General features: G+C 66.2%; 21 protein-coding genes. 15 read left to right on the top strand and 6 right to left on the bottom strand.

Annotation, left to right across the window (positions count from 1 at the left end):
- Window position 1 precedes the first annotated feature (1 nt).
- Both ACTXG5_RS01585 and ACTXG5_RS01580 read left to right on the top strand, forming a co-directional pair.
- On the top strand, window positions 2–1,174 hold the full coding sequence (locus ACTXG5_RS01585; protein ID WP_445162033.1) for an NAD(P)/FAD-dependent oxidoreductase: 1,173 nt from the start codon (window positions 2–4) through the stop codon (window positions 1,172–1,174).
- 6 nt (window positions 1,175–1,180) lie between these two features.
- On the top strand, window positions 1,181–2,164 hold the full coding sequence (locus ACTXG5_RS01580) for a D-2-hydroxyacid dehydrogenase family protein (RefSeq protein ID WP_445162032.1): 984 nt from the start codon (window positions 1,181–1,183) through the stop codon (window positions 2,162–2,164).
- 118 nt (window positions 2,165–2,282) lie between these two features.
- Here the strand turns inward: ACTXG5_RS01580 and ACTXG5_RS01575 are convergent, their stop codons facing one another.
- The 4 genes from ACTXG5_RS01575 to mftR form a co-directional block, all read right to left on the bottom strand.
- The gene (locus ACTXG5_RS01575) at window positions 2,283–3,569 is read right to left on the bottom strand and encodes a VOC family protein (protein WP_445162031.1); all 1,287 of its coding nucleotides are present in this window, start codon (window positions 3,567–3,569) and stop codon (window positions 2,283–2,285) included.
- A complete protein-coding gene (locus ACTXG5_RS01570; RefSeq protein ID WP_445162030.1) occupies window positions 3,569–4,087 on the bottom strand; it encodes an RNA polymerase sigma factor in 519 nt (172 codons plus the stop codon). The genes ACTXG5_RS01575 and ACTXG5_RS01570 overlap by 1 nt, the downstream gene beginning before the upstream one ends.
- Before the next feature lie 67 nt (window positions 4,088–4,154).
- Window positions 4,155–5,216 carry a DUF2332 domain-containing protein gene (locus ACTXG5_RS01565; RefSeq protein WP_445162029.1) on the bottom strand — a complete coding sequence of 354 codons (1,062 nt, stop codon included), beginning with the start codon at window positions 5,214–5,216 and terminating at the stop codon, window positions 4,155–4,157.
- The gene (mftR, locus tag ACTXG5_RS01560; RefSeq protein ID WP_445162028.1) at window positions 5,213–5,809 is read right to left on the bottom strand and encodes a mycofactocin system transcriptional regulator; all 597 of its coding nucleotides are present in this window, start codon (window positions 5,807–5,809) and stop codon (window positions 5,213–5,215) included. The genes ACTXG5_RS01565 and mftR overlap by 4 nt, the downstream gene beginning before the upstream one ends.
- Before the next feature lie 95 nt (window positions 5,810–5,904).
- Here mftR and mftA point away from each other — a divergent pair, with 95 nt between their 5' ends.
- The 7 genes from mftA (at window position 5,905) to mftG (ending at window position 12,523) form a co-directional block, all read left to right on the top strand.
- Complete coding sequence (mftA, locus tag ACTXG5_RS01555; protein ID WP_264064801.1) at window positions 5,905–5,994, top strand: mycofactocin precursor MftA; 90 nt, start codon at window positions 5,905–5,907, stop codon at window positions 5,992–5,994.
- A complete protein-coding gene (gene mftB / locus ACTXG5_RS01550) occupies window positions 5,979–6,308 on the top strand; it encodes a mycofactocin biosynthesis chaperone MftB (RefSeq protein WP_313863035.1) in 330 nt (109 codons plus the stop codon). The genes mftA and mftB overlap by 16 nt, the downstream gene beginning before the upstream one ends.
- Window positions 6,305–7,495: a mycofactocin radical SAM maturase gene (gene mftC / locus ACTXG5_RS01545; protein WP_445162027.1), complete on the top strand. Its 1,191-nt coding sequence runs from the start codon at window positions 6,305–6,307 to the stop codon at window positions 7,493–7,495. Before mftB ends, mftC begins: the two co-directional genes overlap by 4 nt.
- Window positions 7,496–7,497: 2 nt before the next feature.
- Window positions 7,498–8,688, top strand: a complete 1,191-nt coding sequence (gene mftD / locus ACTXG5_RS01540; RefSeq protein WP_445162026.1) for a pre-mycofactocin synthase MftD — start codon at window positions 7,498–7,500, stop codon at window positions 8,686–8,688.
- Window positions 8,689–8,943: 255 nt separating this feature from the next.
- On the top strand, window positions 8,944–9,675 hold the full coding sequence (mftE, locus tag ACTXG5_RS01535) for a mycofactocin biosynthesis peptidyl-dipeptidase MftE (RefSeq protein WP_445162025.1): 732 nt from the start codon (window positions 8,944–8,946) through the stop codon (window positions 9,673–9,675).
- Entirely contained in the window at window positions 9,672–11,084 is a 1,413-nt protein-coding gene (mftF, locus tag ACTXG5_RS01530; RefSeq protein ID WP_445162024.1) for a mycofactocin biosynthesis glycosyltransferase MftF, read from the top strand. Before mftE ends, mftF begins: the two co-directional genes overlap by 4 nt.
- An 8-nt stretch (window positions 11,085–11,092) precedes the next feature.
- Entirely contained in the window at window positions 11,093–12,523 is a 1,431-nt protein-coding gene (gene mftG, locus ACTXG5_RS01525) for a mycofactocin dehydrogenase MftG (protein ID WP_445162023.1), read from the top strand.
- An 8-nt stretch (window positions 12,524–12,531) separates the two neighbouring features.
- On the opposite strand, the gene ACTXG5_RS01520 is transcribed toward mftG, so the two are convergent.
- The gene (locus ACTXG5_RS01520; protein ID WP_445162022.1) at window positions 12,532–14,016 is read right to left on the bottom strand and encodes an MFS transporter; all 1,485 of its coding nucleotides are present in this window, start codon (window positions 14,014–14,016) and stop codon (window positions 12,532–12,534) included.
- Between the two features lie 240 nt (window positions 14,017–14,256).
- Here ACTXG5_RS01520 and ACTXG5_RS01515 point away from each other — a divergent pair, with 240 nt between their 5' ends.
- Window positions 14,257–14,865, top strand: coding sequence for a TetR/AcrR family transcriptional regulator (locus tag ACTXG5_RS01515; RefSeq protein WP_445162021.1), 609 nt, complete (start codon window positions 14,257–14,259; stop codon window positions 14,863–14,865).
- Here the strand turns inward: ACTXG5_RS01515 and ACTXG5_RS01510 are convergent.
- Window positions 14,831–16,081 carry a cytochrome P450 gene (locus ACTXG5_RS01510; RefSeq protein WP_445162020.1) on the bottom strand — a complete coding sequence of 417 codons (1,251 nt, stop codon included), beginning with the start codon at window positions 16,079–16,081 and terminating at the stop codon, window positions 14,831–14,833. The genes ACTXG5_RS01515 and ACTXG5_RS01510 overlap by 35 nt on opposite strands.
- Window positions 16,082–16,517: 436 nt before the next feature.
- Between ACTXG5_RS01510 and rpsJ the strand changes: the two genes are divergently transcribed.
- Genes rpsJ through rplB form a run of 5 tightly spaced genes read left to right on the top strand, consistent with a single transcriptional unit; the run spans window position 16,518 to window position 19,334 of the window.
- Complete coding sequence (gene rpsJ / locus ACTXG5_RS01505) at window positions 16,518–16,823, top strand: 30S ribosomal protein S10 (protein ID WP_085179197.1); 306 nt, start codon at window positions 16,518–16,520, stop codon at window positions 16,821–16,823.
- A gap of 14 nt (window positions 16,824–16,837) precedes the next feature.
- Window positions 16,838–17,491 carry a 50S ribosomal protein L3 gene (gene rplC, locus ACTXG5_RS01500; protein WP_445162019.1) on the top strand — a complete coding sequence of 218 codons (654 nt, stop codon included), beginning with the start codon at window positions 16,838–16,840 and terminating at the stop codon, window positions 17,489–17,491.
- Window positions 17,491–18,159 carry a 50S ribosomal protein L4 gene (gene rplD, locus ACTXG5_RS01495; protein WP_445162018.1) on the top strand — a complete coding sequence of 223 codons (669 nt, stop codon included), beginning with the start codon at window positions 17,491–17,493 and terminating at the stop codon, window positions 18,157–18,159. Before rplC ends, rplD begins: the two co-directional genes overlap by 1 nt.
- Complete coding sequence (gene rplW, locus ACTXG5_RS01490; protein ID WP_445162017.1) at window positions 18,159–18,461, top strand: 50S ribosomal protein L23; 303 nt, start codon at window positions 18,159–18,161, stop codon at window positions 18,459–18,461. The genes rplD and rplW overlap by 1 nt, the downstream gene beginning before the upstream one ends.
- Before the next feature lie 30 nt (window positions 18,462–18,491).
- On the top strand, window positions 18,492–19,334 hold the full coding sequence (gene rplB / locus ACTXG5_RS01485; protein WP_445162016.1) for a 50S ribosomal protein L2: 843 nt from the start codon (window positions 18,492–18,494) through the stop codon (window positions 19,332–19,334).
- The last annotated feature ends 6 nt before the right edge of the window (window positions 19,335–19,340 follow it).

The following is a 19,340-nucleotide window of genomic DNA, read 5'->3' as shown; positions in this document are numbered from 1 at the left end:
CGTGACCGAAAAAGGGATCGTGATCGTCGGCGGCGGACTGGCCGCGGCCCGCACGGCCGAGCAACTGCGCCGGGCGGAGTACACCGGACCCGTCACGATCGTCAGCGATGAGGGGCATCTGCCCTACGATCGGCCGCCGTTGTCCAAGGAAGTGCTGCGCAAAGAAGTTGACGACGTCGCCCTCAAGCCGCGCGAGTTCTACGACGAAAAAGACATCACACTTCGCCTGGGTGCGGCGGCCACCAGTCTGGACACCGCCGCGCAGACCCTGACTCTGGACGACGGAACAGTGCTCGGGTACGACGAGCTGGTGATCGCGACGGGCTTGGTCCCGCGGCGTATCCCGGCGTTCCCGGACCTCGAGGGCATTCGCGTGCTGCGGTCCTACGACGAGAGCGTGGCGCTGCGCGAACACGCATCGGCGGCGAAGCACGCCGTGGTGGTCGGTGCCGGCTTCATCGGCTGCGAGGTCGCGGCCAGCCTGCGCAGCCTGGGAGTCGACGTCGTATTGGTGGAGCCGCAGCCGACACCGCTGGCCTCGGTGCTCGGCGAACAGATCGGCGAACTGGTGGCGCGGCTGCATCGCGACGAGGGTGTCGACGTGCGCACCGGCATCAGCGTGGCCGAGGTGCGCGGCGACGCCCGGGTCGAGACGGTGGTGCTGACCGATGGCACCGAGCTGGCGGCCGACCTGGTGGTCGTGGGTATCGGATCGCGGCCGGCCACCGAATGGCTTGCGGGCAGTGGCGTCGAGGTCGACAACGGTGTCATCTGCGATGAGGCCGGGCGCACCAGCGCGCCCAACGTGTGGGCGTTGGGCGATGTCGCCTCCTGGCGTGACGCGACGGGACATCAAGCCCGCGTGGAACATTGGAGCAACGTGGCCGATCAGGCCCGGGTGGTGGTGCCTGCGCTGCTGGGCCAAGAGGTGCCGTCGGTCACGGTCGTGCCGTACTTCTGGAGCGACCAATACGATGTCAAGATCCAGTGTTTGGGGGAGCCGGAGGCCACCGACATCGTGCACCTGGTCGAGGATGACGGACGCAAGTTCCTGGCCTACTACGAGCGCGACGGGGTGGTGGTGGGCGTGGTCGGCGGCGGCATGCCGGGCAAGGTGATGAAGGCCCGCGGGAAAATCGCTGCCGCAACACCCATTTCCGAGATGCTGGGCTGACGCCGCATGCCCCGCGTGGCGATACTCGATGACTACGCCGGTATGGCCCTCGAGCTCGCCGACTGGTCGCCAGTGCAAAGCCGATCCGAGATCAGCGTTTTCGACCGGCATCTCTCCGAAACGGAGGCGGCAGAGATCCTGCGCCCGTTCGACGTGCTCTGTACGGTACGCGAACGTATGGCGCTGCCGCGCACGCTGATCGAGCGGTTGCCGAACCTGAAGCTGATCACGATAGTGGGCAGAAGCCTGCCGAACCTGGACATGGCCGCGGCCAGCGAATCCGGCGTCCTGGTTGCCCATTCCGACTTCGCCAACCCCCGATTCGCCGCCGTCCGCGACGGCACGCCCGAACTCGCCTGGGGCTTGATGATCGCGACGGTGCGCAACCTGGCCGACGAGCATCGGCGTATGCGCGATGGTGGGTGGCAGACCAGCGTCGGTGTGACGCTTTCTGGCAAGACGCTCGGGCTTCTCGGTCTGGGCAGGACCGGCAAGCGGATGGCCGAATACGCGAAAGTGTTTGGCATGGAAGTCATTGCGTGGAGCCAAAATCTGACCGAGGAGACCGCGGCGGCGTCCGGCGCGCGCCGGGTCGAGAAAGCGGCCTTGTTCGAATCCTCCGATGTGGTGTCCATCCACTTGGTGCTCTCTGAGCGGACGCGAGGGTTGGTCGGCGAACCCGAGTTGGCCCTGATGAGGCCGCACGCGTACTTGATCAACACGTCCAGGGGTCCGATCGTCGACGAAGCGGCGCTGATCGCGGCGCTGCAGACCGGGCGTATCGCCGGAGCCGGACTTGACGTCTTCGACGTCGAACCGCCTGCGCCTGACCATCCGTTGCGACGCCTGCCGAATGTGACGTTGTCTCCGCACCTGGGGTACGTCACCCGCGAAATGCTGGCCGCCTTCTACTCGGACAGCATCGAAGCCGTGGTGGCCTGGCTGGACGGGACGCCGATTCGGATCGCCAACCCCGAGGCGTTGAACTAGATATCAGGTCGCGGTTGCCGCCTGCAGAATGCCGGGCGCGCAAGCGGTTTGGACGACCGTCGCGAGTTCGCGGGCGATGCCTTGGGTGGTCGCGACCTGACAACCCCGGGGCGTGGCCTCAGAATTCGCCTAGGTAGAACCGCGTGCCCTGATCGTCGGTGCACTCGGCGGTCACGCCATAGGGTTGGCGGGCCGGTTCGGCCAGCACGGTGCCCCCGGCTTCGCGGACCCGCGTGACCGCCACGTCGATATCGGCCACCGTCCACATCGGCACGGTGGTGGGACGCTCGTTGCCGCCGGCGGCGCCGGCCATCGGATGCGTGCCCACCACCTGCCAGCCGTCGCTCACCCGGCCGGGCTCGAAGGTCCACCGCAGCAACCGGCCATAGAAATCGCGGAACCCGGCCGAATCGGGCACCTGGTAGGTGACGTAGGACAGCTCACCGGGCCCGGAGCCGTTGAGTGCCAGGCGATTTCGGCCAGCCGTGGGCTGGTAAACGGCGAATGCCGCGCCCTGTGGGTCGGTGGCGTCGAGCAGGTCGCCGTGGTCGGTCTGCCGGATTTCGCCCGGGACACCGCCCGCGGCGGAAATCGCGATGCGAGCCGCCCGCACGTCCTCCACGGCGTAGCAGCAGAACAAGGTGGCGGGTTCAGCGGTGGCGAAGATTCCGGTCGGCAGGTCGGTATTCGTCACTTGATGCGACGCGGGATCGTATGTCCAGCCCAGGACATGTCCGTAGAAGGCGGCCGCCCGGGGTGCGTCCGGAGTCCACAGCGAGACGTATCCGATGTCACCATGCTGAATTCCGGCAATGGGCGCAGCCGTCGGCCCGGACAGCATCCAGCGGTGACCGAACGGGTCGATGAGGGTCGCGTTACGCGTTTCGTAGTTTTCGTAGATCTCCCGCTCGACGGTCGCTCCGTGTTCACGTGCCTGTTGCAGGGCCGCATCGGTGTCAGCGACATGCAACATCAGGCTGACCGAAACGGCTTTCGGTGTGGGCGCTTTCAGGCCGAGTTCTGGATATTCGTCGGCCAGATACAGCGCCCCACCATCGATTGCGATTTCGGCATGCCCAATTCGACCGTCGTCCATGACGATTGGGTCACCGACTACCACGGCGCCGAACGCGTCGACGTACCAGTCGATGGCGGCGCGAGCGTTTGCCACGCTCAGGTAGGGCAGTGCCGCTGGCCGCGGTGTGCGCGGCGGAACGGGTTCGGCCAGTTCGGCGATGGCGCTGGTGGTGCCGCTCATGACAACTCCTTCCGGTAGGAAAAGTGCGGATTCCAGTTGCCGGCGTAGCCGCGCGGCAAAAGCCGGATCAGGTTGAACCGGAAGGTCATCGGTGTGCAGCACGTCCAGCGGGTCTTGCGGAGGATCCGAGTGGTCTCGCTGATTCATCACATGCCTCCTTCCGGATATTGCTTTTTGAACGCTCGCCGCGCCCGGACCAGTAGTGCTTCGGTGGCATGCACCGTGCGCCCGATCAGCTCGGCGCATTCACCGACGCTGCAGTCGTCCATATAACGCAGCACCAACACCGTGCGGTGCGGCTCGGCCAGCCGGGCCAGCACGGCTTCGGCGACCATGCGATCCAGCTCGGCGTCCCAGTCGTCGGTCGTCTTGACGGGTTCCGGCGGTTCGGCCACCGGCACGGAGAGCCGGTCTTGACCGCGCCGATAATGGTCGGCCAGCTTGTGTCGCGCCACCCCGAGCAGCCACGGTATCGAGATCGGCGGTGGCTCGACCTTACGTGCGGCGTCCATCGCGGCGAGGAAGGTCTCCGAGGTCAGGTCCTCCGCCGCGCCACGATCGCCGCAGCGCCGGACGAAGTACCCGTAAACCACCGGTAACGCCTCGTCGTAGAGCGCCAAAAGCGCGCGTCGAGCACCGGATTGGTGGTCGGCTTCGGCGCTCACACCCTTATCGTCGCCGTGGCGACGCCAACTCCGACGGGTTGTGCACGAAAAATTTCGGCGAATCCGCTTATTGCCAGTTCACAGGTGGGCCGTGTGCGTGGCATTCACCCAGAACCAGCGGGTCGCCGCCCGGCCACCGACGAGCGCGTACCAAGAACGTGAGCGCATGGCCCGGCCCCTCGCGTGCCGGCTCCATCGTGAGGTGGGCGAACGGTGACCGGGCATCGGCCTGTGCGCCCAGCGCATCGACTCCGTCGCGCACGGCGGCGCGTTCGTCCTCGGACAAGTACTGCCAGGTGATCGAATGCCACAGCACGGTCAATGCGCCGTGGGCCAGAGTCAGGCCGGCGACCGCGTCGGCGGCGGTCCGTCGCACCAGCTGCGCCGGCATCTTCCGGGCGACTGCGATGGCGCCGCGCAACCGCTGCAGCCGGGCGGCCTGGTCGGGCCAGACGTAGCTCAACGCGGTCATTTCCCCGTCGCTGCCGCTGACGCCCGTGACGTCAATGGGCGCGATGTCGTACCCCTGCCGTTCGACGATCTGCAGCGAAGCGCTCGGCGGCAACCGACCATGCCACGCGTCGTCGATGATCACCGGCGAGTCGATCGGTCCCCAGTGGCCGCCGCCATAGCGGTAGTGGTACTGGTCGGCCCGCAGGTTCAGCCCGGCGCTGGAGCCGATCTCGAAAAGCCGTATCGGGAAGGCGGTTTCGTGATTGATGCGCAGCAAGGCACCGATCAGCGCGGCGGATCGACCCACCTCGTTGGTCTGCGGTGGCTGGCCGAGTGCCGCGCGCAACGAGTCGGCATGGTCGGCCGCGACGATCCTGATCTCGGGCCACGCGCTGTCGGCGTCCCAAGTGCCCCCAGTGCTCGGATACCAGCGGCGCAATGCCGGTGCCCGGCCGTCGAGCACCAACCGGTGCAAGCCACCCAGCAGCCGCAGCGGCACCGCGTCGCGCGACGGGTCGTCTTCGTGGCCGGACAGGATCGCCGCGAAGACGCCGCCGGCTTCCACGTCGCGGGCCACCAGCTCGAAGAGCTCGTCGTACATCGTGGAGCCCGACGCGCCGCAGAACCGTCCCTGCGACCGCAGGGTGTGCAGCAGGTGCTCGTCGGTGGAGTTCATGGTTTCAGCCTGTCCAGCCCGGTGCCGACGACGTCGAAGGCGTTGCCGAGTGCCACCGGCAACGGGACGGACGCGTCACCCAGCCAATGTTCGTAGGCCGAGAGCGCGACCCCGAGCAGCGTCCATGCGACGGTCTGGGGCAGCAGGTCGGTCGTCTTGGCGCCGGACCGCCGGGCGACGAACTCCGCGATCACCTCACGCCAGCCGGCATACATCGTCATCGAATATGCCTGCAGTTCCGCGGTCTGCAGGATGACCCGCATTCGCTCGCGGTGGCGGACGGTCTCGGAGTCGTCAAAGGTGTTGAACGCCAACAGTGCCGCCCGCAGCGCCTCACCAACCGGAACCCGCGGGCCGACGGTGTCGAGCAGTGCCCGCAGGTGCCCGAGGTGGGTGTCGAACTCGCCCCAGAGGATGGCGTTCTTGGACGCGTAGTAGCGGAACAGTGTGCGGCGCGAGATTCCGGCTGCCTGCGCGACATCGTCGACGCTCACCTCGTCGAATCCCCGCGCGGCGAACAACTCGATGGCGACGTCGGTGATGTCGTGCGGCGTCGTTGAGCGGCGCCGGCCCACCCGCGACTGCGCAAGCATCAGACCCGCCCTTCCGTTTCGGCACTCGATGCCATATTCTGACGATTCTGGCAAGATCGACCATCGTTGTCGAGACCGTAAGAGAGGTAATTCATATGGACCGCGAGACCGAAACCGACACCGAGCTCGTCACCGAGACGTTGGTTGAAGAAGTGTCCATCGACGGAATGTGCGGGGTTTACTGACCGTGTCCGCGCCCGCGAGGGCTGGACAGGCGGGAAGCCGGTTCGACCCTGATCGCGGTTGGCGATTGCACCCGCAGGTCGCGGTTCGACCGGAACCGTTTGGCGCACTGCTCTATCACTTCGGCACCCGCAAGCTGTCTTTTCTGAAGAACCGCACCATCCTGGCGGTGGTGCGGTCGCTGGATGACCATCCCGATGTCCGGTCGGCCTTGCGTGCCGCGGAGGTCGACGACTCCGAGCAGGGGCCTTACCTGCACGCGTTGGGCGTGCTGGTCGATTCCCAGATGCTGGTGCCCCAGGAGGACCATCAATGACAACAGCCGCTGTACCCCGGCTGATCGAGCAATTCGAGCACGGCTTGGATGCGCCCATCTGCCTGACGTGGGAGCTCACCTACGCCTGCAACCTGGCCTGCGTGCACTGCCTTTCCTCGTCGGGCAAGCGCGACCCACGAGAGCTGTCCACCCGCCAGTGCATGGACATCATCGATGAGCTGGAACGCATGCAGGTGTTCTACGTCAATATCGGTGGCGGGGAACCCACTGTGCGCCCGGACTTTTGGGAGCTAGTCGACTACGCGACCGCGCACCACGTTGGTGTGAAGTTCTCGACCAACGGGGTCCGCATCACGCCGGAGGTCGCCGCGCGACTGGCGGCCAGCGACTACGTGGATGTCCAGATCTCGCTGGACGGCGCCACCGCCGAGGTCAACGACGCCGTCCGCGGGCCCGGATCATTCGCCATGGCGGTACGCGCGCTGGAAAACCTGGCCGCGGCCGGCTTCTCCGACGCCAAGATCTCCGTCGTGGTCACCCGGCACAACGTCGACCAGCTCGACGAATTCGCCGCTCTGGCAAGCCATTACGGTGCCACGCTGCGGATCACCCGGCTACGGCCCTCGGGACGTGGCGCCGACGTCTGGGAAGATCTGCACCCCACCGCGGCTCAGCAGGTGCAGCTCTACGAATGGCTGGTCGCCAAGGGGGACGGGGTGCTCACCGGCGATTCCTTCTTCCATCTGGCGCCGCTCGGCTCCTCGGGCGCCCTGGCCGGCCTGAACATGTGCGGCGCCGGCCGGGTGGTGTGCTTGATCGACCCGGTGGGCGACGTATACGCCTGTCCGTTCGCCATCCACGACCGCTTCTTGGCCGGAAACGTGTTGTCTGACAGTGGTTTTGACAATGTCTGGAAGAATGCCCCACTGTTCCGCGAGCTGCGCGAGCCGCAGTCGGCGGGCGCCTGTGGCAGTTGCGGGCACTACGACAGCTGCCGCGGCGGTTGCATGGCCGCCAAATTCTTCACCGGCCTGCCGATGGACGGGCCGGATCCGGAATGCGTCCAGGGCCACAGTGCGTCGGCACTGGCCGGCGATCGGGAGACCCCGCGCCCGCGCGCCGACCACTCGCGTGGACAACGGGTGCGCCAGCCGGTGCCGCTGACCCTGACCCTGCGGCCGCCGCAGCAACCACCGGCGCGGCTGTGCAACGAAAGTCCGGTCTAGCGGTGGCTGACGAATGGTTTGAAACGGTTGCCATCGCCCAGCAGCGCGCGAAGCGCCGCTTGCCGAAATCCGTTTACGCAGCGCTGGTTGCGGCCAGTGAAAAGGGAATCACGGTCTCCGACAACACCGATGCTTTCGGCGAGCTTGGCTTCGCGCCTCATGTCATAGGCGCGCAGGAAAAGCGCGATTTGTCGACTACCGTTATGGGACAAGATATCTCCATGCCGGTGGTGATTTCGCCGACCGGGGTCCAAGCGGTCGATCCCGATGGTGAGGTCGCCGTCGCGCGGGCCGCTGCGGCACGGGGAACGGCGATGGGCCTGTCCTCGTTCGCCAGCAAGCCGATCGAGGAAGTCATCGCCGCAAACCCCAAGCTGTTCTTCCAGCTGTACTGGCTGGGCGGGCGCGACGCGATCGCCGAGCGGGTGGAGCGGGCGCGTCAGGCCGGCGCGGTCGGTTTGATCGTCACGACCGACTGGTCTTTCTCGCACGGACGCGACTGGGGCAGCCCCAAGATCCCCGAAGCGATGAACCTGCGGACCATCCTGCGGTTGTCCCCGGAGGCGGCCTTCAAGCCCCGGTGGTTGTGGAAATTCGGCAAGACCTTGCGGCCACCGGACCTGCGGGTGCCGAACCAGGGCCGCCGCGGCGAGGTGGGCCCGCCCTTCTTCGCTGCGTACGGCGAGTGGATGGGCACCCCTCCGCCGACCTGGGAAGACATCGCCTGGCTGCGTGAGTTGTGGGGCGGGCAGTTCATGCTCAAGGGTGTCATGCGCGTCGATGATGCGAAAAGAGCTGTGGATGCCGGTGTTTCGGCGATATCTGTGTCGAACCACGGCGGTAACAACCTGGACGGGACACCCGCGACAATCCGCGCGCTGCCCGCGGTCGCGGCGGCGGTGGGCGACCAGATCGAGGTGTTGCTGGACGGCGGTATCCGGCGGGGGAGCGACGTCGTGAAGGCGGTGGCGTTGGGAGCGCGGGCGGTGATGATCGGCCGTGCCTATCTCTGGGGCCTCGCCGCGAATGGTCAAGCCGGCGTCGAGAACGTGCTCGACATCCTGCGCGGGGGTATCGACTCGGCGCTCATGGGGCTGGGGCACGCCTCGGTCCACGACCTGAGTCCGGACGACATTCTGGTGCCGGACGGCTTCACCCGGGCGTTGGGCGTCCCCCCGGTCGGGCGGGCGTAACCCAACGATCTCGGCGGCGCCCCAGGAATAGCGGGTAAGTCGGCCGGGTTTCCCTGATATTGAGCTGGAGGGTCGTCACGGTTGTCGCCGCAGTGCCACCCAAATGGCGCGATGTGCTATTGCCAGCGAAAATCGACGTGTGCGAAAATTGTGATACGCGCGGGGCAACCGTGACGGACGAGCCGAATTTCGGCGCCTCGATGAACAGCCCAGAAAAAAAATAACTGTGAACGCACAACAATTGGTGCACGCCAGGTGAATTCGTCCTACCATCACCGAGTGCCCGTACTCGGCGAATTCGGAGCTGCGACGTCGAGCGAGCTATTAAGCACTTCGCCGTCGATCATGGTCCCGCTGGGGTCGACTGAGCAACATGGTCCGCACCTGCCGTTGGACACCGACACCAGGATCGCGGCCGCAGTCGCCCGGGGGGCCGGGGCACGCCTTGAGCAGGCGTGGTTGGTGGCGCCGGCCATCGCCTACGGCGCCAGCGGTGAGCACCAGAGTTTCCCCGGAACCATCTCCATCGGCACCGAAGCCTTGACGATGCTGCTGGTCGAGTACGGCAGGTCGGCCGCCTGCTGGGCGCAGCGCCTGGTCTTCGTCAACGGCCACGGCGGCAACACGGAAGCGTTGCACCGCGCGGTGAGCACCCTTCGCGCCGAAGGTCGCGACATCGGCTGGTGCCCCTGCGCCACCGCGGGCGGCGACGCCCACGCCGGCCATACCGAAACATCGCTGTTGCTGCATATCTCGCCGTCCGATGTGCTGACCGACCGATGGCTGGCCGGGAACCGGGCGCCGTTGCCCGAGTTGCTCCCGACGATGCGCAGTGGTGGAGTCGCGGCGGTCAGCTCGGTGGGCGTCTTGGGGGACCCGACCACAGCGACCGCGGCCGAGGGCAAGCGCATCTTCTCCGAGATGATCGACGGGTGTGTGCGCCGGATCGCGCGTTGGTCACCCGGCCCCGACGGGATGCTGACATGAGTCAGCCTCGGTTGCCGGACGGGTTCGCCGTCCAGGTCGATCGCCGCGTGCGGGTGCTCGGCGACGGCTCGGCCCTGCTCGGCGGCTCACCGACCCGACTGCTCAAGCTGGGCCCCGCCGCCCAAGACATGCTCTCGGACGGCCGGCTGAAGGTTCGCGACGACCTCAGTGCCCAGCTGGCCCGCACCCTGCTGGACGCCACCGTCGCACATCCGCGCCCAGCCGGCGGGCCTTCGCATCGTGATGTCACGGTGGTAATCCCGGTGCGGGACAACGTTTCTGGGGTGCGACGCTTGTTGAACTCGTTGCGCGGCCTGCGCGTGATCGTGGTGGACGACGGTTCGTTGTCGCCCATCGAGGCGGAAGACTTCGTCGGCACCCACTGCGATATCGAGGTGTTGTACCACCCCCGCAGCAAGGGGCCGGCGGCAGCGCGCAATACCGGGCTGGCGGCGTCCACCACCGACTTCGTGGCGTTCCTGGACTCCGATGTCTCGCCGCGCCGAGGCTGGCTGGAAGCCCTCCTCGGTCATTTCTGCGACCCCACCGTGGCACTGGTGGCCCCGCGCATCGTGGGTCTGGCGCACAGCGAGAACGTGGTGGCGCGCTATGAGGCGGTGCACTCCTCCCTCGACCTCGGGCAGCGTGAGGCGCCCGTGATACCCCACAGCACGGTGTCCTACGTGCCCAGCGCCGCGATCATCTGCCGCCGCTCGGCCATCTGCGACGTCGGCGGGTTCGACGAGACCATGCCGTCCGGCGAGGACGTCGACCTGTGCTGGCGGCTGATCGAGGCGGGCGCGCGGTTACGCTACGAGCCGATCGCACTGGTCGCGCACGATCACCGCACACAATTACGGGATTGGCTCGCGCGCAAGGCATTCTACGGCGGATCTGCGGCTCCGCTGTCGGTGCGCCACCCCGACAAGACGGCTCCGGTGGTGATCTCGGGGTGGGCGCTGATGGCCTGGATACTGATGGCACTCGGGACGAGCCTTTCCCAGTTGGCGTCGATCTTGATCGCCGTGTTCACCGGTCGGCGCATCGCCAAAGCCATGCGCGGCGCGCAGACCTCCTTTGCCGACGTTCTGGTGATCGCGGCGCGCGGACTGTGGTCGGCGGCGCTGCAGCTGGCATCGGCCATCTGTCGGCACTATTGGCCGGTGGCCTTGCTCGCGGCGATCGTGTCGCGCCACTGCAGGCACGTGGTGGTGGTCGCGGCGGTGATGGACGGCGTGGTGGATTGGCTCCGACGCCGCGACGCCACCGGCGACGAGGCCGAGCCGATCGGGCTGCTGACCTATCTGTTGCTCAAGCGTATTGACGACTTGGCTTACGGCCTCGGGCTGTGGTGGGGCGTGGTGCGCGAGCGCAACCTGCGCGCCCTCAAGCCGCAGATCCGGAGCTAGCCGCCGCCGTGACCACCACGCACTGCGATGTGCTGATCGTCGGCGCCGGAAGTGCTGGATCGGTTGTTGCCGAACGTCTTTCCGCCGATCCCAGCTGCGCCGTGACCGTCCTGGAAGCCGGGCCCGCGCTCGCCGATCCGGGGTTGCTCGCCCAAACCACCAATGGACTGCAGCTGCCGATCGGGGCCGGCAGCCCGCTGGTGCAGCGCTATCAGACCCGGCTCACCGATGAGCCCGTTCGCGAACTGTCGATCGTGCGTGGGGCGACGGTCGGGGGTTCGGGGGCAATCAATGGCGGATATTTCTGCCGCGGATTGCCACGCGATTTCGATCGGGCCCCGATACCGGGCTGGGCGTGGTCCGACGTCATCGACCATTTCCGCGCCATTGAAACCGACCTGGATTTCACTGGTCCCGCCCATGGCGATGACGGTCCGATCCTGGTTCGCCGGACGCACGAAATGACCGGCACCACTGAACGTTTCATCGCGGCGGCGCAGGGCGCCGGGTTTTCCTGGATCGCCGACCTCAATGATTGCGGGCCAGAGCTGGTGGCGGGCGTCGGTGCTGTTCCGCTCAACATCGTCGACGGCATCAGGATCGGATCGGGCGCGGGATACCTGCTTCCCGCCCTGGGGCGATCAAACCTGACATTGCTGGCGCAGACGCGTGCGGCGCAGTTGCGGTTCAGTGGTACCGCCGCCGTAGGTGTCGACGCAGTGGGGCCACACGGCCCGCAGAGTCTTACTGCTGACCGAATTGTACTGTGCGCCGGTGCTATTCAATCGGCACACTTGTTGATGCTTTCCGGCATCGGCGATGAGGCGATGCTGCGCGCGGCCGGCGTGCCGGTGGTGGCGTCGCTCCCGGTGGGGATGTCCTGCAGCGATCACCCCGAGTGGGTGTTGCCCACCGATTGGACGGTGGCCAGCGGCCGGCCCGTGCTGGAGGTGGTGCTTAACGCCGACGATATGGAGATCAGACCGTACACGGGCGGCTTCGTCGCGATGACCGGTGACGGCACCGCGGGTCATCCCGACTGGCCGCATATCGGGGTAGCGCTGATGCAGCCGCGGGCCCGAGGGCGCATATCTCTCGTGTCGGCGGATCCGGCCGTGGCCCCGCGGATCGAGCACCGCTACGACAGCGAGCCGCAGGACGTCGCGACGTTAAGGCGAGGCGCCGAACTAGTCCGCGAACTGTCCAGCGCCGCAACATATGTCGGCCCACCCGCGTGGGCGACCTCGCAGCACTTGGTTTCCAGCGCCCCGATGGGTGTCGAGGGTGACCCGCACGCGGTGGTCGACCCTCGGTGCCACGTGCGCGGGATCGACAACCTGTGGGTGATCGACGGCTCCATCCTGCCCAGCATCACCAGTCGGGGACCGCACGCGACCATCGTGATGCTCGGGCACCGCGCCGCGGAATTCGTCCGCTGAGTGGCCGGCTATCGCCGGCGGGAGAGAATCCGGCGCACCAGGCGCAGCTGTCTCCCGTCTCGTCCTGGAGCCCACAGCCCGATCAGCACCGAAATCACGGCAACGATCACCGCCATCACGATCGTGGACGCATGCATGGCCGTGAGGAATGCGGTCTTGCTGAGCTCGGCGAGCTTGACTCCTTGCGGCCCGAGTTGGCCGGCCACCTCGACGGCCTTGGCGAGTGAGTCGGTGGCCGGGCCGCGCACCGCCGGCGGGAAGCTCGCCAATTGCGGCGCGAGCTCGTGGGAATAGCGTCCGGCCAGAATCGAACCCGCCACGGCGATTCCCAACGCCCCGCCCATCTCCCGCGAAGTGTCGTTCACCGCGGAGGCGACTCCCTGCTTTTCGTCTGGGACCGCGCCCATGATCGCCGAAGTCGTCGGCGCCGTGCAGATTCCGATTCCGGTGGCCAGGATCAATGTCGGCCAAGCGAATTGGGAATACGTCGAATGCAGGTCCAGTCCGTACATGCATGCGAAACCAACTGCCATCAGCAGGGTGCCGATGAACAGCACACGGCGCAGCCCGAGTTTGGGCACATACCAAAATGACAGCGCCGAGAAGATGCCCAACGGGATCATGAACGGGCCGAACGCAATTGCCGTGGTCAGCGGTGAATAGCCCATGATCTGTTGGACGTACTGCATGCCGATATAGAAGAACCCGAACGTCGCGCCGAACAGAATCACGATCGCTGCCACTCCGGTGGCGAAGTTGGGGTCGGCGAACAGCCGAACGTCGAGAAGCGGGTGTTTGCGCCGGAGTTCGACAACGCCGAACAGCGCCGCGATGAGCGCTCCCGCGCCAATTCCACCCCAGACCAGCGGATCGTCCCAGCCCCGATTGGGAGCTTCCAGGATGGCGGCCACCGCAACCGCGACGGCGGCGCCGATCAGGACTGCACCCAGCGTATCGATGCGGGGAGCCGCGTCGTCGCGCGACGGCGAGACCGTGCACGCCAGGGCGAAGATCACCAGCCCGGCGATACCCAGTGACCAGAAGATCGCGTGCCAATCCCAAAAGCGAAGCAGCAGGCCGGAACCGATCAACCCGAAGACCCCGCCGGAACCGGCCGTGCCGGCCCAGATGCCGACGGCCTTCATGCGATCGTCTTTCGGGTAGGCCACGGTCAGCAGCGACAGCGTCGCGGGCATGACGAAGGCCGCGCCGACACCGGCGACCGCGCGCCCCACAATGATCTGCAGCGGACTGTGCAATATCGCCGGCGTCGCCGACCCGAGCGCAAAAATCACCAAACCGATCAGCAGTGCGCCGCGCCTGCCGTAACGATCACCGATCGCCCCGGCGGGCAGAAGCAGACACGCCAGGGCCACGGTGTAGCCGTCGACGATCCAGTTCAGCTGCGACTGCGTCGCCGAGGTCGCCACCGCGAGGTCACCGAGCGCGGTGTTCAGTGCCGTCATCGACGCAACGACCAGCGCGACAGCCATGCAGGCGACCGCAAGTGTCCAGGCTCGCGCGCGAGGGCTACCGCCGATGCTTACCGCATTAGTACGCTGGTCAGGCCGGAACAGGACATTGACCATGGGATGCGCCTCCTTTCGGGGGCGTACGAAGTTTTGAGACCAATAGTCTCGTAGGTAGACCGATAGTCTTGGTTCTAAACAAGGAGGCGAGTCACAATCACCGAGGGAAGTACCGATCCCCGCCCAGCGCGATCGAAGGCTCGCTTGCTCGAAGCCGCCGCGGCGCTGCTGCGGTCCGGGGGACCCAGCGCGGTGACCGTGGAAGCGGTCACCCGTACCGCCAACGTAGCCAGGGCCACCCTGTATCGCCACTTCCCGAGTGGAAACGATTTGCTGGCCGCCGCATTCAACAGCCTCATCCCACCCTCCCCGACGCCGCCCGACGAAGGTCCGCTGCGGGACCGGCTTGTCGCCCTGGTGCTGGCTCAAGCCGAATCGGTGGCCCAAGCGCCCGCTGTCATGACGGCGATGTCCTGGTTGGCGCTGGGCCGCGACCTAGAAGGTTTGCCAGAACCTGATCACACGCGTTCCGCCGACAGCCCGGCGATCACCACACTTCGCGAACGCATCGCCTTGCAGTACGCGGCGCCGTTCGACGCCCTGTTCGATTGCCCAGAGGCGGCGGAACTGGGTGAGGTGGACCGATCCCGGGCCATCGCCCTGCTGATCGGTCCGCTGGTGCTGGGGCGTCTGTCCACGTTGCCGGATTTCGATTACCGGGAATGCGCGCTCGCGGCCGTCGATGGCTTTCTGCACGTTCAGCGTGCGCAGGGCAGGGCTAACGCGGCGAGTATCGAATCGGCAGGTGCTTGAGCCCGCCGACGAATGTCGTCGCGATCAGTGCCGGTTCTCCACTGAGCTCAATGGATTTCAGCCGCGGCAACAGTTCGGCGAAGAATCCGTTGACCTCCATGCGGGCCAGGGCGGCGCCCAGGCAGAAGTGAACGCCATAGCCAAATGCCAAGTGCTTGTTCGGATTCCGGCCGATGTCGAAGCGGAACGGATCGTCGAACACCTCCTCGTCGCGGTTGGCTGAAACATAGGACAGATACACCGATTCTCCCTTGGCGATTGCCACTCCGCGGATAGTGGTGTCGGCTGCGGCGGTGCGCATGAATTCCTTGACCGGGGTCACCCAGCGGATCATTTCGTCGGCGGCCAGCGGCATCAGTCCCAGGTCGTCGGTCAATCGCTGTCGCTGATCGGGGTTTTCGATCAGCGCGTGCAGACCGCCGGCGATCGTCGAGCTGGTGGTGTCGTGGCCGGCGGTGGCGACGATGACGTAGTAGGACGCGGCGTCGGCGTCGGACAGTAGCTCGCCGTCGATTCGGGCATTGGCGATCGCTGAAGCCAGGTCTTCGGTTGGCTGTTTGCGTCGGCGAGCGGTGAGTGCGGTGAAATAATCGAATAAATCGTGCACCACCTCGAGCCGCTCCATGGGTGTGCTGCCCCGGCGACGGTCGACGTCGCTGGCGCCGAAGAGCTCCTGGGTGAGCGCGAGTATGCGTGGAAAGTCCGATTCGGGCAGACCGAGCAGCGACATGATCACGTACAGCGGATAGTTCACCGCGACCTCCTCGACGAAGTCGCATTCGGGGCCCGAGGCAATCATCTTGTCGACATGGATCTTGGCCAGCTCGTTGACGCGAACCTTCAGCGCTCGCATCGCCTTGGGTCGAAACCAGTCGGCGCCGATGGTGCGAAACACGCGGTGTTCGGGGTCGTCCATGTGGACCAGCGTGCGCATGCCCATTCCGGCATCGAGCCGGGCCCGGGCGAGAGCGTCGGCCTCGGCGGGGGCAAGCAGCGTCCTGGCTTCGCTGATGAACAGGTCGTTGGCGCGCTCGATATCCATGATGTCGGCGTGCTTGGTGATCGCCCAGAACGGTCGGTAGGGCGGATAGTCGACCAGGGACACCGGCGCGTGCGTGCGTAAGTGGGTCAGCGCCGCATGTAATCGCGCCTCGTCGGTGAAGGCGGTGGGGTCGGTGAACACCTTCGCGGCCGCGTCCACAATCGGTGTGCTCATGGCCCCCCTTGCCCGGTTTTACGACCCGATCTGACCGTAAGTGCCGGGTGACCATCGGCTAAGAACCGCTGTCCTTATAGCTATTCGAAATCGCCTATCTGTCCTGGTAGCGAGATTTAGGCCGGGATTTGGCCGAAGCGATGATCTAAGGCATACTGTTCGGGTTGCCTTGCGCCAGGTTTGCGCCTGGACGGGCATGCGACCAGCGCCCAAACGGGCGCGTCCGGTCCCATCCTTATCGGCTACGAATTTTGGCCGCGGATGAGGCTGCGTGCGGGTGACACGCCCGAGCGCGGGGACCGGTGGACCACGACAGGTAAACAGCGGCGCATTAACCGGCGCGACGCTCGATCGGCCTCAGACGGGCCGCGTCGAAAGCGCGCCGGGGGCACCAGGCCCGGATACGGGCCTCAAGAGGAGCGAGGGTAGGAGAAGCGTGGCGGGACAGAAGATCCGCATCAGGCTTAAGGCCTACGACCATGAGGCTATTGACGCCTCGGCGCGCAAGATCGTCGAGACCGTCGTCCGCACAGGTGCCAGCGTCGTAGGGCCGGTGCCGCTGCCGACCGAGAAGAACATCTATTGCGTCATCCGTTCGCCGCATAAGTACAAGGACTCGCGAGAGCACTTCGAAATGCGGACACACAAGCGGTTGATCGACATTCTCGATCCGACGCCGAAGACCGTTGACGCGCTAATGCGCATCGATCTTCCGGCCAGTGTCGACGTCAACATCCAGTAGGAGATCCAGAACTCATGGCAAGAAAAGGCATTCTGGGTACCAAGCTGGGCATGACGCAGGTGTTCGACGAGAACAACAAAGTTGTCCCGGTGACCGTCGTGAAGGCGGGGCCCAACGTGGTGACGCGCATCCGCACCCCGGAACTCGACGGCTACAGCGCCGTGCAGTTGGCCTATGGCGAGATCAGCCCGCGGAAAGTCAGCAAGCCGGTCACCGGCCAGTACGCAGCCGCGGGCGTTAACCCCCGTCGGCACCTGGCGGAGTTTCGGCTGGACAACCCGGAAGCGGCCGCCGAATACGAGGTCGGCCAGGAGCTGACGGCGGAGATCTTCGCCGACGGCGCCTATGTCGATGTGACCGGTACCTCCAAGGGCAAGGGCTTCGCCGGCACCATGAAGCGGCACGGCTTCAAGGGCCAAGGCGCCAGCCACGGCGCCCAGGCAGTGCACCGCCGTCCGGGTTCCATCGGCGGCTGTGCCACTCCCTCGCGCGTCTTCAAGGGCACGCGGATGTCCGGCCGGATGGGTAGCGACCGGGTGACCGTGCAGAACCTGGTGGTGCACAAGGTCGATGCCGAGAACGGCGTGCTGTTGATCAAGGGCGCGGTCCCCGGCCGCACCGGTGGACTCGTCGTGGTCCGCACTGCGATCAAACGAGGTGAGAAGTAATGGCAGCGGTAAAGATTGACGTCAAGACACCGGACGGCAAGGTCGACGGCTCCATCGAGCTGCCCGCCGAGTTGTTCGATGCCCCGGCCAATATCGCCCTGATGCACCAGGTGGTCACCGCGCAGCGCGCGGCGGCCCGCCAGGGTACGCACTCGACGAAGACTCGTGGTGAGGTCAGCGGTGGTGGCCGCAAGCCCTACCGGCAGAAGGGGACTGGACGCGCCCGTCAGGGTTCGACACGGGCCCCGCAGTTCGCCGGTGGTGGTGTTGTGCACGGTCCCAAGCCGCGCGACTACAGCCAGCGCACCCCCAAGAAGATGATCGCCGCGGCATTGCGCGGGGCGTTGTCCGACCGGGCACGCAACGGTCGCATCCACGCGATCACCGAGCTGTTGACGGGTCAGACCCCTTCCACCAAGAGCGCCAAGGCATTTCTGAGCACGCTGACCGACCGCAAGCAGGTGCTGGTCGTCATCGGCCGCAGCGACGAGGCCGGTGTGAAGAGCGTGCGCAACCTGCCCGGCGTGCACATCTTGGCGCCCGACCAGCTCAACACCTATGACGTGCTGCGCTCCGACGACGTGGTGTTCAGCGTTGAGGCGCTCAATGCCTACATCGCCGCGGCAACGGGAACCGCTGAAAACAACGATGTGGAGGTTTCGGCCTGATGGCGACCGTCACTGACCCTCGCGACATCATCCTGGCCCCAGTGATCTCGGAGAAGTCGTACGCACTGCTCGACGACAACGTGTACACCTTCGTGGTGCGCCCCGATTCGAACAAGACGCAGATCAAGATCGCGATTGAGAAGATCTTCTCCGTCAAGGTCGTCTCGGTGAACACCTTGAACCGGCAGGGCAAGCGCAAGCGCACCCGGACGGGGTTCGGCAAGCGCAAGGGCACCAAGCGTGCGATTGTCACCCTGGCCCCGGGCAGCAAGCCGATTGACCTGTTCGGAGCGCCGGCCTAGCCGGGCGCGAGAAGAGAGACTTGATTAGACATGGCAATTCGCAAATACAAGCCGACGACCCCCGGTCGTCGCGGCTCGAGCGTATCCGACTTCGGCGAGGTCACTCGTTCGGAGCCGGAGAAGTCGTTGGTGCGCCCGCTGCACGGTCGTGGCGGACGCAATGCGCACGGCCGCATCACCACTCGTCACAAGGGTGGTGGTCACAAGCGTGCGTACCGGGTGATCGACTTCCGGCGCAACGACAAAGACGGCGTCAATGCCAAGGTCGCGCACATCGAGTACGACCCCAACCGGACCGCCAACATCGCGTTGCTGCACTTCCTGGATGGCGAGAAGCGCTACATCGTTGCGCCGCAGGGTCTCTCGCAGGGTGATGTGGTGGAGTCTGGTGCCAACGCCGACATCAAGCCGGGCAACAACCTGCCGCTGCGCAACATCCCGGCCGGTACTTTGGTCCACGCCGTGGAGCTGCGGCCGGGCGGCGGCGCCAAGCTGGCGCGTTCGGCCGGATCGAGCATCCAGCTGCTCGGTAAAGAGGGCACCTACGCGTCGCTGCGTATGCCCAGCGGTGAGATTCGCCGCGTCGACGTGCGCTGCCGCGCAACCGTCGGCGAGGTGGGTAACGCCGAACAGGCAAACATCAACTGGGGCAAGGCCGGCCGGATGCGCTGGAAGGGCAAGCGTCCGACCGTCCGTGGTGTCGTGATGAACCCGGTGGACCACCCGCACGGTGGTGGTGAGGGCAAGACCTCTGGTGGTCGCCACCCGGTCAGCCCGTGGGGTAAGCCGGAAGGCCGCACCCGCCACCCGAATAAGGCCAGTAACAAGCTCATCGTCCGACGCCGGCGCACCGGCAAGAAGCACGGTCGCTAGGAAGTC

This window comes from Mycobacterium sp. Dal123C01, assembly GCF_052566995.1.
The sequence above is the reverse complement of the archived record's forward strand: the minus strand, read 5'-3'. Positions and strand labels throughout refer to the sequence as shown.

Bases quoted from the DNA above. Each gene is read 5' to 3' on its own strand.
- mftC (WP_445162027.1), top strand. From the start codon at position 6,305: ATGACAACAGCCGCTGTACCCCGGCTGATCGAGCAATTCGAGCACGGC.
- rplB (WP_445162016.1), top strand. From the start codon at position 18,492: ATGGCAATTCGCAAATACAAGCCGACGACCCCCGGTCGTCGCGGCTCG.
- rplW (WP_445162017.1), top strand. From the start codon at position 18,159: ATGGCGACCGTCACTGACCCTCGCGACATCATCCTGGCCCCAGTGATC.
- rplD (WP_445162018.1), top strand. From the start codon at position 17,491: ATGGCAGCGGTAAAGATTGACGTCAAGACACCGGACGGCAAGGTCGAC.
- mftR (WP_445162028.1), bottom strand. From the start codon at position 5,809: ATGCTTGCGCAGTCGCGGGTGGGCCGGCGCCGCTCAACGACGCCGCAC.
- ACTXG5_RS01565 (WP_445162029.1), bottom strand. From the start codon at position 5,216: ATGAACTCCACCGACGAGCACCTGCTGCACACCCTGCGGTCGCAGGGA.
- ACTXG5_RS01510 (WP_445162020.1), bottom strand. From the start codon at position 16,081: ATGAGCACACCGATTGTGGACGCGGCCGCGAAGGTGTTCACCGACCCC.
- ACTXG5_RS01575 (WP_445162031.1), bottom strand. From the start codon at position 3,569: ATGAATCAGCGAGACCACTCGGATCCTCCGCAAGACCCGCTGGACGTG.
- ACTXG5_RS01580 (WP_445162032.1), top strand. From the start codon at position 1,181: ATGCCCCGCGTGGCGATACTCGATGACTACGCCGGTATGGCCCTCGAG.
- ACTXG5_RS01520 (WP_445162022.1), bottom strand. From the start codon at position 14,016: ATGGCTGTCGCGCTGGTCGTTGCGTCGATGACGGCACTGAACACCGCG.
- mftF (WP_445162024.1), top strand. From the start codon at position 9,672: ATGAGTCAGCCTCGGTTGCCGGACGGGTTCGCCGTCCAGGTCGATCGC.
- mftA (WP_264064801.1), top strand. From the start codon at position 5,905: ATGGACCGCGAGACCGAAACCGACACCGAGCTCGTCACCGAGACGTTG.
- rplC (WP_445162019.1), top strand. From the start codon at position 16,838: ATGGCAAGAAAAGGCATTCTGGGTACCAAGCTGGGCATGACGCAGGTG.